The organism is Helicobacter fennelliae (assembly GCF_900451005.1).
In the GTDB taxonomy this organism is placed as follows: domain Bacteria; phylum Campylobacterota; class Campylobacteria; order Campylobacterales; family Helicobacteraceae; genus Helicobacter_B; species Helicobacter_B fennelliae.
Window position 1 is genome coordinate 1,098,687 of sequence record NZ_UGIB01000001.1, and the last position, 15,094, is coordinate 1,113,780.

16 protein-coding genes and 4 tRNA genes are annotated in these 15,094 nt (G+C 39.6%); 9 read left to right on the plus strand and 11 right to left on the minus strand.

What is annotated here, in order from left to right; translation table 11 throughout:
- Positions 1-253: 253 nt before the first annotated feature.
- The 5 genes from DY109_RS05405 to DY109_RS05425 all read left to right on the plus strand — a co-directional run bounded on the left by DY109_RS05405 (position 254) and on the right by DY109_RS05425 (position 1,903).
- Positions 254-1,438: an MFS transporter gene (locus DY109_RS05405; RefSeq protein ID WP_023946112.1), complete on the plus strand. Its 1,185-nt coding sequence runs from the start codon at positions 254-256 to the stop codon at positions 1,436-1,438.
- A gap of 77 nt (positions 1,439-1,515) precedes the next feature.
- Positions 1,516-1,593 (plus strand) — tRNA-Pro (locus DY109_RS05410).
- Between the two features lie 47 nt (positions 1,594-1,640).
- Positions 1,641-1,717 (plus strand) — tRNA-His (locus tag DY109_RS05415).
- 6 nt (positions 1,718-1,723) lie between these two features.
- Positions 1,724-1,800, plus strand: a tRNA-Arg gene (locus DY109_RS05420).
- A gap of 26 nt (positions 1,801-1,826) precedes the next feature.
- Positions 1,827-1,903 (plus strand) — tRNA-Arg (locus DY109_RS05425).
- 253 nt (positions 1,904-2,156) lie between these two features.
- Here DY109_RS05425 and DY109_RS05435 read toward each other — a convergent pair.
- Positions 2,157-2,750, minus strand: coding sequence for a YiiX/YebB-like N1pC/P60 family cysteine hydrolase (locus DY109_RS05435; protein WP_081714840.1), 594 nt, complete (start codon positions 2,748-2,750; stop codon positions 2,157-2,159).
- Here DY109_RS05435 and DY109_RS11455 point away from each other — a divergent pair.
- Positions 2,724-2,882 (plus strand): hypothetical protein, encoded by a 159-nt coding sequence (locus tag DY109_RS11455; protein ID WP_162471398.1) that lies wholly within the window; start codon positions 2,724-2,726, stop codon positions 2,880-2,882. The two genes, DY109_RS05435 and DY109_RS11455, sit on opposite strands and share 27 nt — an antisense overlap.
- 82 nt (positions 2,883-2,964) lie before the next feature.
- Here the strand turns inward: DY109_RS11455 and DY109_RS05440 are convergent, their stop codons facing one another.
- The 10 genes from DY109_RS05440 to DY109_RS05485 all read right to left on the minus strand — a co-directional run bounded on the left by DY109_RS05440 (position 2,965) and on the right by DY109_RS05485 (position 12,366).
- Complete coding sequence (locus tag DY109_RS05440) at positions 2,965-3,207, minus strand: DUF4878 domain-containing protein (RefSeq protein WP_023946105.1); 243 nt, start codon at positions 3,205-3,207, stop codon at positions 2,965-2,967.
- 45 nt (positions 3,208-3,252) lie between these two features.
- Positions 3,253-3,471, minus strand: a complete 219-nt coding sequence (locus tag DY109_RS05445; RefSeq protein WP_023946103.1) for a hypothetical protein — start codon at positions 3,469-3,471, stop codon at positions 3,253-3,255.
- A gap of 139 nt (positions 3,472-3,610) precedes the next feature.
- Positions 3,611-4,858: a glutamate-5-semialdehyde dehydrogenase gene (locus DY109_RS05450; protein WP_023946101.1), complete on the minus strand. Its 1,248-nt coding sequence runs from the start codon at positions 4,856-4,858 to the stop codon at positions 3,611-3,613.
- Positions 4,859-4,901: 43 nt separating this feature from the next.
- Positions 4,902-6,041 carry a glutamate 5-kinase gene (proB, locus tag DY109_RS05455; RefSeq protein WP_023946100.1) on the minus strand — a complete coding sequence of 380 codons (1,140 nt, stop codon included), beginning with the start codon at positions 6,039-6,041 and terminating at the stop codon, positions 4,902-4,904.
- Positions 6,041-8,095: a hypothetical protein gene (locus DY109_RS05460; RefSeq protein ID WP_023946098.1), complete on the minus strand. Its 2,055-nt coding sequence runs from the start codon at positions 8,093-8,095 to the stop codon at positions 6,041-6,043. Before DY109_RS05460 ends, proB begins: the two co-directional genes overlap by 1 nt.
- Positions 8,095-9,255 carry a dihydropteroate synthase gene (folP, locus tag DY109_RS05465; protein WP_023946096.1) on the minus strand — a complete coding sequence of 387 codons (1,161 nt, stop codon included), beginning with the start codon at positions 9,253-9,255 and terminating at the stop codon, positions 8,095-8,097. Before folP ends, DY109_RS05460 begins: the two co-directional genes overlap by 1 nt.
- Entirely contained in the window at positions 9,252-10,019 is a 768-nt protein-coding gene (locus DY109_RS05470) for a DNA polymerase III subunit delta' (RefSeq protein WP_023946094.1), read from the minus strand. The genes folP and DY109_RS05470 overlap by 4 nt, the downstream gene beginning before the upstream one ends.
- A gap of 18 nt (positions 10,020-10,037) precedes the next feature.
- Positions 10,038-10,595: a HobA family DNA replication regulator gene (locus DY109_RS05475; RefSeq protein WP_023946092.1), complete on the minus strand. Its 558-nt coding sequence runs from the start codon at positions 10,593-10,595 to the stop codon at positions 10,038-10,040.
- Positions 10,592-11,794, minus strand: a complete 1,203-nt coding sequence (locus DY109_RS05480; protein WP_023946090.1) for an aspartate kinase — start codon at positions 11,792-11,794, stop codon at positions 10,592-10,594. The genes DY109_RS05475 and DY109_RS05480 overlap by 4 nt, the downstream gene beginning before the upstream one ends.
- Entirely contained in the window at positions 11,794-12,366 is a 573-nt protein-coding gene (locus DY109_RS05485) for an RNA pyrophosphohydrolase (protein WP_023946089.1), read from the minus strand. The genes DY109_RS05480 and DY109_RS05485 overlap by 1 nt, the downstream gene beginning before the upstream one ends.
- 499 nt (positions 12,367-12,865) lie before the next feature.
- Here DY109_RS05485 and DY109_RS05490 point away from each other — a divergent pair, with 499 nt between their 5' ends.
- The 3 genes from DY109_RS05490 to DY109_RS05500 are packed head-to-tail and all read left to right on the plus strand — an operon-like array spanning position 12,866 to position 15,080.
- Positions 12,866-13,120 (plus strand): NifU family protein, encoded by a 255-nt coding sequence (locus DY109_RS05490; RefSeq protein ID WP_023946085.1) that lies wholly within the window; start codon positions 12,866-12,868, stop codon positions 13,118-13,120.
- 2 nt (positions 13,121-13,122) lie between these two features.
- On the plus strand, positions 13,123-13,782 hold the full coding sequence (locus DY109_RS05495) for a hypothetical protein (protein ID WP_023946083.1): 660 nt from the start codon (positions 13,123-13,125) through the stop codon (positions 13,780-13,782).
- The gene (locus DY109_RS05500) at positions 13,779-15,080 is read left to right on the plus strand and encodes a UDP-N-acetylmuramoyl-L-alanyl-D-glutamate--2,6-diaminopimelate ligase (RefSeq protein ID WP_023946081.1); all 1,302 of its coding nucleotides are present in this window, start codon (positions 13,779-13,781) and stop codon (positions 15,078-15,080) included. Before DY109_RS05495 ends, DY109_RS05500 begins: the two co-directional genes overlap by 4 nt.
- The last annotated feature ends 14 nt before the right edge of the window (positions 15,081-15,094 follow it).

A 15,094-nucleotide genomic window follows, 5' to 3' on the forward strand; every position in this document is an offset into this window, starting at 1 on the left:
TTGGGCTAGTTGGCTTGACATAGGCTCAAAAGTTGGCTATACAACAAATACAAAAATACAACAAGAATAAGGGACATACCAAAATCTAATAACTAATAATTTAAGAGAATCTAAAATGCATCAAAATATTTAATAATTATCAAAAAATTCGCAAAGAATCGATACGAAAGTCATTTCAAGAAATCGCTCCAAGAAATCAATCAAAGGAGAATCTAAACAACAAAAATCTACAAAATCTATAAAAGGAGAACAAATGAACAACACACAATCATGGAGTTTTAAGATCGCATTATTTGGGATCGCTGCGACAACTATTTTGGGACCGACACTTCTAGCACCATCGCTTCCAAATCTACAAGAGCATTTCAAAGATATAGCCTATATACAGACGCTCTCAAAGCTTATCCTCACGCTTCCTGCGCTTTTTATTATGATTTTTTCACCTATCGCTGGATTTGTCTTAGCCAAGGGCAATAAGCTCAAAATCATCTTTAGCGCGCTTATTGTGTGGAGTCTTGTAGGGGCGAGTGGATATTTTTTGGATAATATTTATTTGCTTTTGCTCTCACGCGCGATTTTGGGGGTTGCCACGGCGTTTATTATGACTGGCATTGGCACGCTTTTGGGAGATTATTACAAAGGCGTTGCGCGAGAAAAAATGCTCGGATTGCAAAATTTCTTTATGGCATTTGGCGGGGCGATTTTTCTTATTATCGGCGGATTACTTGCAAATATCAGTTGGAAATATCCATTTCTTGTCTATCTAAGCGGGATTTTTATCCTTATTTATGCGATATTTAAGCTCTTTGAGCCTCCACACATCGCGCATACTTCTACACATAGCAAACATTTAGCATTTCGTATTGGCAAATTTATTCCTATTTATGGTTTGGCGTTTTTTGCTATGGCAGTTTTTTATATGATTCCCACACAGATTCCATTTTTTATCACCCATATCTTGCAAAAGCCAAATTCTTCCATTGGCGTATCAATGGCGACTGCAAGCGTTGCTACGGCTATTTTTGGGCTTTTTTATAATCGCTTAAGATCATATCTTAGTATCGCGCGCATTTCATCATTTGCCCTTATGCTTATGGGCTGTGGATTCTTGTGTATTGGGGTTTTTCATAGCTATATTATGCTTCTTATCGCTCTTATACTTATCGGGGCTTCGCTTGCGTTTTTCCTCGTTAATAATAGCTCATGGCTTTTTGCACTTGCCAAAGATTATGAGCGACCAAAAGCGTATGGATTTTTGGCAAGTTTTTTGTTTATGGGGCAGTTTAGCTCGCCATTTATCACTCAACCTTTTGTGGAATATTTTGGACTCACGCAGATGTTTGTCCTCTTTGGGTGTGTGATTTTGGGCTTTTGCTTTATCTCACTTTTTTATAACCCAAATATCACATTTAGCTCGCAATCAAGCGATAATCCATAGTCTGCAAACTCTTTGCGTTTATCTTGACAACTTAAGCTAAGTTTCGTTATAATCGCTACTTTTTAAAGTTAAAGTATCGGGGCGTAGCGCAGTCTGGTTAGCGCACTTGGTTTGGGACCAAGGGGTCGAAGGTTCGAATCCTTTCGCCCCGACCATTTTAGACATTTCATTTTGAAACTGCATAGTCTTACTTCATTGTCTGGTGGGTGTAGCTCAGTTGGTTAGAGCATCAGTTTGTGGCACTGAGGGTCGTGGGTTCGAGCCCCATCTCCCACCCCATTTTATGCGTTCGTAGCTCAATTGGATAGAGCATCAGACTTCGGATCTGAGGGTTAGGGGTTCGACTCCCTTCGAGCGTGCCATTAATGATAGTTTTGTTTTGCTATTTGCGCTCATAGCTCAGCTGGATAGAGCAACGGCCTTCTAAGCCGTAGGTCAGAGGTTCGAATCCTCTTGGGCGTGCCACTGATATGCGAATCCTCTATAATAATCTCACCTTTTTGATTTTATTTTTAATCTCATTTAAAATTTCGCTTCATATCCTCACTCCTTGCAGAATCCAAGTCTTGTTTGTCAAAATTTTTTGATAAATATTTTTTGCTTGAATGCTTGCAATATAAAAAGCCTTGATAAGACTTGTGATACACAGCAAAAGAAAAATTTTTTAAAAAAACGACATTGCCAAATAAGCTTAAAAGGGCATTGTAGATTCTAGAATCTACTCCCAAGTCAATGTAAAAGGCGCAACAATAAGCACAAAATCGTTACTCTCCCAAAAAGCCTGCGGAAAAAGATAATACCCCGAGAGTGCAGGCAAAATGAGACGCTGGTATGGAAGCTTCAATGGATAATGAGCCTGTATCAACCCTTCTAAAAAACTTGTGCAATACAATCGTCCCTCACTAGAATCCAACACAAAAGCGCGACCAACAAACCCAAGCGAATCCTGCGCTATCTGTGTGCGCAAAGATTTTGGTGCATTAAGACGTTTGAGTGCAAAGATATTTCCCTGTGCCAAAAAATCCTCCAATGTGCTGATAATCACCTGATTTGCATGGTTTTTGTCATCATCAGTGGTTGCATGGATTATTTGCAATGGCTCAAGCTCTACAATCATACCAACATGCGAGAATAGCGAATGACTCAACTCTGCTATAACCTTACTCTCAAAGTTTAATCCTTTGCGAAAAATAATATCACCTTTTTGTGCGTAAGCGCGAATATCTTGGATCGCGCGAGCAGAAGAGATGGAACGTATAGAATGCGCAGAGGAATATATAGGAGAATGCGTAGCAAGAGATGCAAGAGGCACAAAAAAAGTAGAAGATGTAGAAAAGTAAAAGACGCAAAAGTAGGCGCAAAAGCTACATTAAGCGGAGTGTTTGCAGGACATTTGAGATTTTTATGTGGATTCTGCTCTGCGTGCAGGGTGTTTGCGACATAAGCAGCCACCAACAAACCTAGCCAACCAAAAAGCCAACTAGGCACAAAAAGTTGTTTTAGCACGATAAAGCTATGTTGCAAAATTACTTAACTAAAATCTTCCACTCATCTTTAATCTTAATAAGCGTAGCATGATCTTTTTCTACGGTGCCGTTATTAAACACAATATCCAAATCCACATACGCCTTAGAAGGATCTGTCTCATCTAAAGCGGTTTTAGTCGCTTTGATTTCCTTGATTCCGCCATTATCAGCTGCTTTTTTCTTTGAAGAAGCACTAGCCATTTCAAACTTACCATTCACCATTCGCTTTTCTTCATCACTCAATTTCTCATCTTTGCCAAATGTTATGCCTTTAACACTTTTTTTGTCTCACCAGCATAGAGATTTTTTTGTCATCTCGACTGCTACATCTTCAGGCTTTGTATCGCCACAGCCTGCGAAGCCAAAGATTCCACTAATGGCGATTGCGCAAAGTGTAAGTCTTATTGATTGTTTTGTTTTTATTGTATCCTTTGTTTGATTTATATAAGGTAGCGATTGTAGTAGATTTTTATTCGCATGTCGCACGATATATAAGAAAAGTTGCAAATTTTATCCATATCTTTATATTTCCTAAACTTGCTTTGAATAAATCTTTAGCAAGCTTATAAGATAATGTATGTTTTAGATTCTAGAACGTTTAAGAATCAAGTATGCCAAAATCTAAACTAGCTAGAATCTATACTATCTACACTCGCACTTGTCCATCGCCATGGATTATATATTTGCTCGTGCATAGATCTTGCGCGCCCATAGGACCTCTTGCGTGAAGTTTTTGTGTGCTAATGCCAATCTCCGCACCCAAGCCAAACTCTCCCCCATCACTAAAGCGAGTCGAAGCATTGATATACACCACCGCAGAATCCACTTCGCTTACAAATCTCTCGCCCATTGTGTAGTTTTCTGTGATGATTGCCTCGCTATGCCCAGAGCCATAGGTATTGATATGCGCGATCGCCTCATCTGTGGATTGGACGATTTTGATAGCTAGAATCTTATCGTTAAATTCCCTCCCAAAGTCACCAGCCTCCGCACGCATAATATCAATCACCTCAATTGTTTGCGCACAGCCTTTAAGTAGTACTTCTGCTTCTTGCATCGCTTGATGAAGCAATGGCAAAAATTCTGTGGCAATCTCACGATGAACGAGCACTGCCTCAACCGCATTACATGCGCTTGGACGCGATATTTTGGCATTGAGGCAAATCTCAAGTGCCATTTTTAGATTTGCGCTTTTTTCGACATAAATATGACAAACGCCTTTATTATGCATAATCACAGGGATTTTAGTATGCTGCAAGACAAAATCAATCAACCCTTCTCCTCCGCGCGGAATCACCACATCGATGTATTCTTTTGCTTGAAGCATGGTAATCATTTTTTCTCGTGCAGAATCTGCCAAAAAATACACCACTTCTCTTGGCAATCCAGCCATAGATAGCGCATCTTGGATAATTTCAGCCAAAAAGGCATTTGAATGTATCGCTTCTTTGCCTCCGCGCAATACTACTCCATTTCCAGACTTGATACATAATGCTGCTGCATCTATGGTTACATTTGGGCGCGATTCATAAATCATACCCACAACCCCCAAAGGCACTTTCACTTTTCTAAGTCTCATTCCATTTGCAAGCGTGCTTCCGCTTATCACCTCGCCGATGACTTCATCTTGCAAGGCTATTTGCTCGATAGCTTTTATCATAGAATCTATCTGCTTATCTTCTAGCCTCAAGCGATCGATTAGAGATTGGCTTAAGTGAGATTGCATAGCATTTATGAGGTCTTTTTGATTATGGGCTTTGATCTCTTCTCTGCGTGTATTAAGCAAATGCGCGATATATGTGAGTGCTTCATTTCTCTGTAAGGCTGATTTAGCTAAGTGCTTGGCATTTTGTTTGAGCTTTTGCAAATCTTCTAACATCATCTCTGATTCCATTTTTACCTCCATGTTTTGTTTGCAATTTTTTATTTACATCTATCTATAAAAGCGACACATCATCGATATGCACGATTTCATCGCAAAATTTATACCCCAAAATCTTACTTATTTCACTTGAATCAAAGCCCATGATTTTAAGGATTTCATTTGAGCTGTATCGCACTTTTGCGCGTGCTATTTCTTGGTTTTTTGTATCTACAAGTAGCACGACATCACCCGCTGCAAATCTCCCCTCACAACCTCTAATCCCCTTTGCCAAAAGCGATTTATGCGCCAAAATTGCCTTTTTTGCACCATCATCAATGATTACAGATCCTTTTGGTATCGTAGCATTTTGAAGCCAGAATTTGCGTTTTTTGAGTGGTGCGTGATGTGTAATGTGTGAAAAATAAGTCCCGATTTGCTCTCCTGCAAAAAACCTTTGTATATTTTGCGCTTCGCTCCCTTTGATAATCGCCACATCACAGCCTATGCTTAATGCTTTTTTTGTGGCGTTGAGTTTTGATTTCATTCCGCCTGTGCCGACTTTTGAGACACTTTCTCCAGCCAAAGACATAATTTTTTCATCAATATATTTGACTTCATGAATGAGCATTGCGTTTTTGTCCTCGCTTGGATTTGCCGTATAAAGCCCATTGACATCAGAGAGGATAAGTAGCAAATCCGCATCAACAATCCCTGCTACCATTGCTCCTAAATTATCATTATCCCCAAAAGTTTCGATGTATTTGAGCTCATCGATGACAATTGTATCATTTTCATTGATGATAGCAATCACATTAAGCTCCAAAAGTTTCTTGAGTGCCGATCGCGCATACAAAAATCCTTTGCGATTGGCAAGGTCATTTTTTGTAAGCAGAATCTGAGCGACATTGAGATTGTGCTTACTAAAAGCTTGCTCATAAGTCCAGATGAGTCGCGCTTGTCCTACTGCCGCGCTTGCTTGCTTGCTGATTATATCTTTTGGGCGCGATTTAAAGCCCAAAAGCTTAAACCCAGAAGCAACCGCTCCTGATGAGACGATCACAATATTTGGAATCTGTGCTTTAAGTTTGGCTATCTGTGAAGCAAGCGCGTTTATATGATCGCTATATAGCCCATTTTCACCCGCTAGGATTGAGCTGCCTATTTTGATTACAAGTGTGCGGATTGGCTTAGCAAAAGATCGCGTTTGTGTCATTATCTAAACAATCCTTTGAGGTTGTTAAGTTTTTGCTTTGTTTTCTCATCAAGCTGCTTACCAAGCTCTTTTTGCAGAATCTGCCCTGCTTGATTTTTGAGTAATTCACCAAAATCCACCTCGACATTTGGCGAGGTTGCATTGCCGGTTAATTTCACTTGTATGCGATTGTCTTTTATCGCAGTATTGAGATTGGCATTTATAGTGCTTTTTTCTAAATCAAGCACGATATTTTTGCCATTGAGGCTAAAATCCCCGCTTTTCATATCAAGCACAGAAGTTGTTACAAGCCCCTTTATCTCACTATCAAGCACGATATTATTAAATAATGCTCCTGTCATATCAAATTTTGTGGTTTTTGCGATTGTGTCTGTGAGCTGACTTTTGAGAAATTGCCCATTTGATAATGTGCTTTTGAGATTCCCAGAGCTTTTGGTTGTATTGTATGCAAGATTCCCATTAAGCTTTGCGCTAAAGACTTGCGGATATTGTGCCATTTTGAGTAAAGAGATGAGGTCAAGATCTTTGATGTGTGCTTGCAGAGTATCATCATTTAAAGTCGCATTTACATCGCCACCTAAGCTTTGGGTATGAAAGGTTGCTTTGAGCTTGTCTGCTAGCTCTACTTCGCCATTAGCGACAATCTCCCCAGCAAGCTTGATTCCAGTGAGGAATTGTAGCTTTGATAAATCCGGCAAAATCGCTGTATAAAGCGTGTTTAGATGTGTGGTATTGAGATTGATTTTTGCATTTGAGAGTTGCACTTTGGCTAATGCAGAATCTAGCACAAAATCCAAATCCCCAACGCCTTTATTGATTGTCGCTTCACTTTTACTTGTAAAAGCAGTATTTGGCATATCAAGATTAAAGTTTTGCTTGATTGGGGCATTATTGGTGATACCTTTGAGCGTGGAGACTACTTGCAAGCTTATGCCCTTATCAAAATCCCAAATCGTGCCAGAGGCATTCTCATTTGCGCTGATGTATTGAGGCTGATAGAGCATATAAAGGACATTTTGGACTTTGAGATTCTGAATATCAAAAGCGACTTTTTCCAATGCCAAATTTACAAGCGATACATTATAAGAAGTTTGAGAATCCGCGACATCACTCACACCTTGCACTTGCATAGATTTTTGATCGCCACTCATTGTCCCATTTGTCTTAAACGCCCCACGCACTTTTGTCCCAATAAGCGGTGTAAATGCGCTTAAATCGCTAAGATTGACATTATAAGTGCTATTTGTCTGAAGTGTATTGACATTGCTTTCGCCATTTGAAGTGATTTTGCCGATGTTTGAATCAAACACAAATTGATGTTTTAATAGCATATCATCAAATAAGCCTTGAAGCTGCATTACAAAATTTGTCTTTGGCACATCAATCCCAAAATCTTTTTTGATGAAGCTTTGATTAAACGCGCCGTTTTTAAGTGTAAGCAATGCTTTGCCATCAAAGGATTGGATCTGCTCTTTGCCATTTTGCTTGCTCTCACCCGTGATAAGCGCGCTTAATTCTAAAAGCCCAGAGACATAAGGCTTTTTGCCAATAAGTGCGAGAATCTCATCGATATGAAGATGAGTGATATTTGCCTTGATATGCGTAGGTGCGAGATTTGTTAGCTTGATATTCATCAATGTATCAGATTCTGCTATATCGCTTTGCATAGCGACTTCAAGCTCATCAAAAACCTTGCCTTGGATTGTTGATTGGAGTGTAAATGCGCTACTTCCAAGCTCAAGCCCTGCCATATTGCTAAATACTGACATATCATTGACTTTTGCATCAAGGGCTAAATCAAGATTGAGTGTAAAGATATTGTATGAGCCTTGCAAAGTGATAAGGACTTGCTGCTCTTTGGCGATTTTGATATTGATGTATTTTAAGCCAAACGAAAACTCCTCTAATGTCAGTGCAATAGGCGAATATTTAGTGATTTGAGATTGCAAAATGGGCTTAGCAATCGCATTGCCTATCGGGCTAAAAACAAACACATAAATAAGCAATAACAATCCAAGCACAATACCTAAACACCATAATAAAAATTTCTTCATCAATACTCCTTTGTAGATGATATATCTTGAGATAATGCCTCATACACCCTTAGCATATCCAAATGCTCTTGGTAATTATGCACGCGCAAAATACTTGCGCCATTTTGCAATGCTAATAAATGCAAGCTCAATGTCCCGCTTAGTCGATTGGCGGTATTGTCTTGATGTGTGATAGCACCAATGGTTGATTTATTGCTCGCACCGACTAATAATTCTAATCCAAAATGCTTAAAATGACTCAAATGTTGAATGAGTGATAGATTTTGCGTGATAGATTTTGCAAACCCAAACCCAATATCCAAAATAATCTCACCCGCGCCACAATCGCGCAATTTAGCGATTTTTCTCTCAAAAAACATATCAATCTCACCAAATAAATCGCTATATTCTGTAAGTTGTGCCATATTTTTAGGTGTGCCTTTTGAGTGCATAAGCACCACATCAGCACCAAATGCCCCAATCACTTCAAACATTTTTTCATCTGCTAAGCCACTCACATCATTAACGATACGAAATCCAGAATCTAGCGCAAAATCCGCAGTTTGCGGATTATAAGTATCGATTGAAAAAGTTGTGTGCTTATATAATTGATGATGTTTGATATACGCGCACACTTCAGAGAGTCGCTCTATCTCGACTTTGTAGTCGATTAGCTCACTTCCGGGGCGCGAGCTTGCCGCACCAATATCAATCAATGGTGCTTGCATAGCGATTAGATTCTGGATTTTTGCTATCGCTTCTTGCGGAGAATGCCTAGAATCTGCGTGAAAACTATCAGGCGTGAGATTGATGATTGCCATAAGGCGCGGTTTGTATTGCTTGGCATTAAGATGTGAAGCAAGGGTTTTGGCTAGAGCTTTGAGCCCAAAAGGTTGCATAGCGCATTTGTCAATCACACGCAAAAGTTGAGACTTTGTGGCGATAAGAAGTGCGTTGTAGGATTTTGGCTCGCACAAAATCGCCTCTCTTGGAGTGGCTAAATCCCCACCGACACTTACAAGCTCTTGCTTGAGAATCTGAAGCTGTGTGATTGTTAGGGATTGAAGCAAAAAAGTATAAACCTCACCTTTAGCGTGCATAATTTTTTTGCCCATAGGCTCGCAGTTAATTGTCTCAAGCATAGATGAGAGTAAAGCAGGATTTAATCGTTGTGTATTCATTGCTTGACTCGGATTTTGTTATGCACCATAAGTAATAATGGCAAAAGTGTATGCTGGATTTTGCGATAATTATCAACCTCTACAATCGCCTCATCAAACATATCAAGCTCATCTTCTTCAAGTTTGATATTTAGCTTATGGAGCGCAAATAAAAGCGATTGGACAAGCTCTCTTGCTTTGATTCTGCTATCTTTTGTAGAATTTGTTTTTGTAGAGCTTGCTTTTGCGCTACTATTATCCTTCGCGCTATTTGCTTTTGTGGTGCTATCTTTTGTGTCATTTGCGTTTGTAGAGCTTGTATCTGTGTCATCATTATTGCTACCATCATTGTTGCTTGCCTTGCTGGTGTTGGCTTTGAGAAAATGTGTGATTTTTTCCAAATCAATCTTATACAAATCAAGCTCAAAATCAGCAAGTGTTTTTTCTTTGCGATCTAGCTCGATCATCATACGCGATCTTATTGTCGGCAGGAGGGCGTTTTTGTTTTTGGTGATGATGACAAATTCAATATTATTTGGAGGCTCTTCTAAGACTTTGAGTAGCGCACTTTGTGCGTCCTCGCCAAAGGCTTGCGCGGCGATAATGATTGTTTTTTTGCTCTCTGAAGTGAGATGAGCTTGCCTGATAATCTCTCGTGCATCTTTGATTTTAAGCGGATCATTCTCATTAAATACACGAAAATCACTCGCAGCCAAACCCTGCTTTGTTTTTGCAATCGCTTCAGATATATCATCTGTCAAAATAATCCGCCCTGTGTAATTCATCTGATTTATTCCAAATATTTATTCCAAAACAACTTGCTCTAAAATCACTGCATAAATCGCTTTTTCAAACAAATCAAGCATTTCGATGATCTTGATGTCTAAAAACGGATCATTGCTTCTAAGATAAAAAGAATTTTTGATCCCCTCATCAAAGCTCCACACCAAAGTAAAATCCTGCCCCAAACACAAATGTGCTATATCATTATTAACCTGCCCGATATACCAAAACATATATTTATTATAGGCGATATGAAGCATATTGTAGATGTTTTGGATATTGCTTTTGTGGATCACAAAATCTGGTGGCAGAATCTTATTTAAGCTAAAAATAGGCAATAATGGGCGATTCTGTCCTGATTGAAAAAATTTTGAGAGTGCATAGCTTTCAAACCACGCCCTTTTCTCATCAGTTGCGATGATAAGCGATCCGCCATTAAGGATATGCCGAATCGCATAAATCGCAGTATCTGCCCATGGATTGCGGTTTTCTTCAAGCCAACTTCGATCAAGCGTCCATTTTTTGTAGTCTTGACGAATGGAATCCAAAAGCCATTCTCTAAAATCTAGCGTATTCATTGATCGAGTTTGTATGCACTATGGAGTGCGCGCACCGCAGTTTCTGCAAATTTAGATTCTATAATCATCGAGACTTTAATCTCACTTGTGCTAATCATCATAATATTGATATTTTCTTTGGCAAGTGTTTGGAATGCGACACTCGCAACGCCTGAATGCGATTTCATACCCACGCCAACGATTGAAACCTTTGCGATTTCACAATCATATTCAATCGATCCGACATCTTTTTCAAATGGCTTGAGGATAAGCTTTGTTTGCTCTATTTCAGTTTGTGGAATCGTAAAATCTATATCTGTTTTGCCATCTCGTCCTATGGTTTGGACGATCATATCGACATTGATATTGCCGTTGGCAAGAGTGCTAAAAATCTCTGCTGCGATTCCGGGGCGATCTGATACATCTGCGATGCTGACTCTTGCTTGGTTTTTGTCAAGCGCGATACCACTTACGATTGGTTTTTCCAAAATATTCTCCTCTGTTGTGATTAATGTCCCTTCTTTTTGGGTAAAAGAACTACGTGTAACCAAAGTTACATTCCATTTTTTTGCGAGTTCTACTGATCGATTGAGTAGCACTTTTGCGCCCATTGAGGCAAGCTCAAGCATTTCATCATAGCTGATTTTGTCGATTTTTTTGGCGTTTTTCTCAATCCTTGGATCTGTGGTATAAACGCCATCAACATCTGTATAAATCTCGCACAAATCAGCCTTGAGCGCGCCTGCAAGTGCCACTGCTGAAAGATCGCTCCCACCTCTGCCAAGAGTTGTTACCTCGCCATTTTTATCCACACCTTGAAATCCCGCGACAACGACGATATAGCCGTCTTTGAGAAGCGATTTGATATAGCGCGTATCAATGTCTTCTATCCGCGCTTTTGTATGGATAGAATCCGTGATAATGCCAGCTTTTGCCCCACTAAGTGAAATCGCTTTGTAGCCTTTAGATTCTAGTGCGATAGCTAGAAGTGCCGCACTCACGCGCTCACCAGAGCTTAAGACCATATCGACTTCGCGCGTGTTTGGCAATGGGCTAAAAAACTTCGTGTAGTTAATCAAAGTATCAGTCTGCCCGCTCATCGCTGAGACGACTACAACCATTTCGTTATCACCCTTTGCGTCAATCACGCGATTAGCGACATTATCAATCCTATCGCAATCCCCGACACTTGTCCCGCCGTATTTTTGAACGATCAACATCAGAAATACCCCTCATCTTTAAAATATTGTAAAACCTTCGTGTAGATGTCTTTTTTGAAATAATTTATCCGCCTTAGCACCTCATCATATCTGACAAAATCATAGCGCACAAACTCTTGATGAGGTGTTTTGAGATTGATTTGGGCTTGAGGCTTGAGCTGCACCAAAAAATACAACTGCGTCTGCCCGCAAAATGGATACATTTTTTCAAGCACATGTGGCGGAAAATCATAGCTCAACCATTGCGGGTATTGCGCTAGAATCTCAATCTCATTTGTGCCGATTTCTTCTTCAAGCTCGCGAAACAACGCCTCTGCTGGCTCCTCGCCCTCATCGATACCGCCTTGAGGAAACTGCCAAACCCCGCTCATATCCTCCCGCTCGCCCAAAAAAAACTCACACACATTTGGATAATGCGATGAAAGGATAATGGCTGCGACATTTGGACGATAGGTTTTTGCTTGGTTTTGTGCGTGATTTTGCACTTGATTTTGTGCGACGCGCGCCTGCTTATTTTCTCTTTGGCAAGCATTTTGTGCGTGATTGTTTTGTATCGTGTGAGCCTTTTTCATCATATATCCAAATCCAACTTAAAATAAAAATGCAGATTATAATACAAAAATACTTAAAATACCCAAACTCTTATGGATTCTTTGGCTTATGCTTACATGGCGATAATAAAGCCTTGTAATGATTTGTCATTCTTAAGCGTAAGCGTGGCAATCTATTTTTTTGTCATTGCGAGGAGGTGAAACCGCCGAAGCAATCCAGAAATAATAATAAAAAAGTATGGATTGCCACGAAAATTCTTATAAATTTTTTCACAATGACGAAGTAGTGCGTGATACCCCCTAGAATCTAAATATTTCTTAAAATTTGCTTTTGGATTTGATGGATTTGGTTAGGGCAATATCGCATTTATCGCGCCCAAACGCGAGCGTAGAGACAATATAGAGATAAATATTTGCTATTTTTTATTACAATAGCCATCGTGTTAGATGATTTTAGATTTTAGTCTTAAATTTGTCTTAAAATTTTTGGATTACAATCAAAATAAACAGAGATGCCAGAATGATACCCTTTAGCGACGAAGAATTACTAGAGCCAGTCAAGCATTCCATAGAAAAAGTCCGACCAATGCTTGTGCGTGATAATGGCGATATTACCCTAATCAAAATCCAAGACGCAAAAGTATATGTGCGACTTGAGGGCGCATGCAAAGGGTGCGCTGCCTCTTCTGCTACACTAAAGCTAGGCGTAGAGAGGCAGATTCGGCATGATATACACCCTGAAATTGAAGTTATAGAAATCACACAAAAAGGATAAGCATGATCGCAGAAAAAATCCCCTCATGCCAATCATATAACCCCAAAAAAAGAAGCTATATCAAAAAAGGCTTTGAAGCACTCAGTAGTAGAAAATACACTCTTGCAATGAAGCTTTTTTGCCAAGCACTTGATTTGGATTCTATGGATTTGGAGGCAAAAATCGGCGTTTTGATCGCTGATATTGCGAGTGATTTTCCCAAAAAAGCAGAGGTTTTTACCGAGCTTTATCATATCCTTATATCGCATTCAACGCGAAAAGAAAAGCTTAATGTCCAAAAGCAAATGCTTGATATTTTGCGCTCTTTTGATGAAAACCTCAATCAAATCTCGCAAATCGTAGAAAAAGAAGAGAATCTAGAATCTGAACGATTCAATGGTATCGCGTATAAAGACTTCCACAAAATGTGCGAGGAAAAAAGCTTCAAAGAAGTGTTTGAAAATCTCATCTTTAGCACCAAAATCATCTTTACCGCGCGCGATGATTTTTATCAATTCCTCAAAGATTTGATTGCCAATGGATTTGAGCATATCGCGCTCTCATACATCGAGGATATGCCCCAAATCAGCTACGATCAGTCGATTTTATCGATTATGCAAGATGCGCACAATAAGCAAAAAACGCCTCTAAAGCCCTCAAAACACAAAAGAAACAAACAATGAAACTCAACAAACATTTTGAGTATGAGGGCAAGAGATATGCGTTTTTGAGCGATGATTCGCGTGAGCTAGATTCTGAAACGCTTTTTGTCAAAACCAAAACTAACGCGCAATTTATGCCACAGCACACAGCTTTCATTGACGCGCAGAATCTAAACCATATTTTTACGCGCATTCCCAAAATAATCGGCATAACCGGCACCAATGGCAAAACAACCACAGCGACATTGATATATTTTGCACTGCTTGAAATGGGCTACACAGCCGCACTTTTAGGCACAAGAGGAATGTTTAAAAACAAAGTCCAAATCAAGCCAAAAGGGCTTACAACACCTTGTGTTTTGGAGCTTTATGCGGATATGGATATGGCGAGTGATTGTGAGTTTATCGTTATGGAAGTAAGCTCTCACGCCTTGCATCAAGAGCGGATCGCTGGGCTTAAATTTGTAGCCAAAGTCCTTACAAACATCACAAGCGATCATCTTGACTATCACAAAACCCTAAGCGAATATATCCGAGTCAAAAATTCATTCTTTGTTGATGGGAATCTAAAAATCATCAATGCCGATGAAAGTAACGCGCACTTCAATCCCAAAAACGCCTACACTTATGGCATCACAAAGCCTGCGAATCTCAAAGTGCTTGATTATACATTTAATCCACGCATGAGCGCTAAGATTTGCTTTGATGAGAAGTGTTTTTGGCTAGAATCTAAACTCTATGGCTTGCATAATCTCTACAATCTTTTAGCCGCACTTACCACGCTCAAAGCCATTTTGCCCGATACACCAATTAATCATCTCGCGCAGATTCTCGCACGATTTGAGGGCGTAGAGGGGCGAATGGAGATTATTAGCCAAAATCCACTTATTATTATTGACTTTGCGCACACCAAAGACGGAATGCAACAGATTTTTGAAAGCTTCAAATCAAAGCCCATTGTCGTTGTATTTGGCGCAGGAGGAGATAGAGACAAAAGCAAGCGCAAAGAAATGGGAGCTTGTGCTTATCAATACGCACGCAAAATCTACATCACAAGCGATAATCCGCGAAGTGAAGATCCACAAAGCATTATTGATGATATTTTGGAGGGCATTCCTAATTCTGCGGATAAATCCATTTTCTGTGATATTGATAGAAAAAAAAGCATTCATAATGCTATTACTAATCTTACAAGTGATGAGATTTTGCTTGTGCTTGGCAAAGGCGATGAATGCACGCAAATTTTTAAAGACACGACCATTCACTTTAGCGATAAAGAAGTCATTTTAGATTCTCTTATGCGAATAAAACATCAATAAAATCACAGCACAAA